This window comes from Nocardia sp. NPDC003482 (assembly GCF_053588115.1).
This window is the reverse complement of the sequence record NZ_JBSFPI010000062.1, coordinates 1-2,020: the sequence shown is the minus strand read 5'-3', so window position 1 is coordinate 2,020 and position 2,020 is coordinate 1. Positions and strand designations below refer to the sequence as shown.

The window sequence follows — 2,020 nt, the reverse complement described above, 5'->3', positions numbered from 1 at the left end:
GCACACCGAACGAGGTAGAGTCCGAATGGTTTCATCGTAACCAAGCAGCTTGAGAATCGGCAAACCCCACTGTCCGAATTCCTTCCGGCTCCTCACTCGGCATGACGGAGACCTCGTTTCCGGCACTCACCTCCGCCGCGCTGCCCGACCCGCATCCACAGGGGTACATGTTCGGCAGCAATGTACTGACCATGGGCTCGCCGCCCGCCCTGCCCGCGCCGATGCAGGCCGACGCGCACGACGGCTCGCTGCTTCCGGGTGATCGGACCCTGGACAACCCGTCGTGGGCGTGGGCGGCGGGGGCCGCCATCTCCACGGTCGGCGATCTGGCCCGCTGGACCGAAGCGCTCACCGACGGCAAGGTGCTCGACCAGCGCACCCAGTCGCTCCGCATGTCCAGCCCGCGACCCACCGATCCGGCCAACCCGCCGGAGGCACCGCGGTACGGGCTGGCGATCGCGAAATTCGGTGCGCTGTACGGACATACGGGAGAACTGCCGGGGTTCAACACCTTCGCGGGGACCGATCCGGAGCGGAAGGTGACCGTGGTGGTGTGGGCGAATCTGGAGCCCACCGTGGACGGGCACGCGGCGGCTTCGGAGATCGCCAAGCGGATCATCGAGAGGGTGTACGCGTCCGCCGGACCCACGCCGACACGGTAGGCGCGGGGTATGCGCCGTTGCGAAAGGCCCTGCGGCCGTTCGCTTCCTGTGCGGCTCGGCTTTGCCGAAGTCGATCGCCTCGACCTCCTCCGAGCCGGGCCGGTGTCGAGGATTCGTCGCGCCGAACGGGGGTATGCACCGAGTGACCGAAGATTTCACATTATGTGTAATACGTCATCGAGGGGAAGGGCGCGGAATGGTGGGGATCGAGTTGAAGCCGCTCGCGGAGCAGGTCGTGGTGGTCGCCGGTGGATCCAGTGGGATAGGCCGGGAGACGGCGCTGCGGCTGGGCGCGGCGGGCGCGAAAGTCGTTGTGGCGGCACGCAATGAGGACGGCCTCGCCTCGCTCGTGCGTGAGATTGCCGCGGCCGGTGGGGAAGCGGTGTACGCGGTGTGCGATGTCAGCGACCGCGCGCAGGTCGAATCCGTCGCCGATCTGGCGGTGGCGACCTACGGCCGCATCGACACCTGGGTCGCGGCCGCGGGCGTCGTCGTCTACGCGGATTTCGAGCACACCACACCGGAGGAGTTCCGTCGGCTCATGGAGGTCAACTTCATGGGACAGGTGCACGGTTTCCAGGCGGCACTCCCCCACCTGCGCCGCGCGGGCCGGGGCGCGCTGGTGGCGATCGGCTCGGGAGAGACGGTGGTCGCCATGCCGCTCAACAGCGCCTACGCCGCGTCCAAGCACGCGGTGGAGGGCGTGCTCGACGCGCTGCGACGGGAGTTGCAGGCCGAGGGGACACCGATTTCGGTGACCAGCATCAAACCGTCGGCCATCAATACACCGTTCTTCAACAACGGCCGCAACAAGATGGAGGTGAAACCCAAAGGCGCGCCGCCGTTTTACCATCCGGCAGTGGTCGCGGACTGTGTCCTGTTCGCGGCCACGCATCCGGTACGAGATCTCTATGCGGGTGGGGCGGCGAAATTGATGAAGGTGACGCAGCACCTCACTCCGCGAGTGGCCGATGCTGTTCTGGCGAGGTTGGGGATTCCGATGGAGCAGACCAGTGAGCCCGCTGTGGACGGGGAGGGGAATCTGTATGGGCCGAGCGGGGATGCTCGGGCGGAGGGGGATTTTCGTAAACAGGCGCTTCCGTTCAGCCCGTATACGTGGCTTGCTACGCATCCGGTCGCGCGGCGGTTGTTGTGGGTTGGTGCGGCGGGCGTTTCGGCAGCGGGGTGCGCCGCCTGGGCGCGAGGGTAGGTTCTCGCTATATCTGGCGGCTCCGTTGTCCATTAGCTGCTGGCATCCGGTGGGTGAGGTGCCCGACGGTTCTCGGACAGTGGCCCCAGGTAGAATTGGGGTTCATTGATAGGAGTTGTTGTGGCGCGGAAGAATTCGCGGCCGCGGT

The 2,020-nt window shown here is 66.6% G+C and carries 2 protein-coding genes; both read left to right on the top strand.

All coding sequences use genetic code 11. The annotated features are described in order from the left end of the window. Window positions 1-101: 101 nt before the first annotated feature. Window positions 102-662 (top strand): serine hydrolase, encoded by a 561-nt coding sequence (locus tag ACWDSJ_RS37795; protein ID WP_450037675.1) that lies wholly within the window; start codon window positions 102-104, stop codon window positions 660-662. Window positions 663-804: 142 nt separating this feature from the next. Continuing rightward, entirely contained in the window at window positions 805-1,872 is a 1,068-nt protein-coding gene (locus ACWDSJ_RS37790) for an SDR family oxidoreductase (protein WP_450037673.1), read from the top strand. Window positions 1,873-2,020: the final 148 nt, after the last annotated feature.

Coding starts and splice junctions, on each gene's coding strand:
- ACWDSJ_RS37795 (WP_450037675.1), top strand. CDS start 102: ATGACGGAGACCTCGTTTCCGGCACTCACCTCCGCCGCGCTGCCCGAC.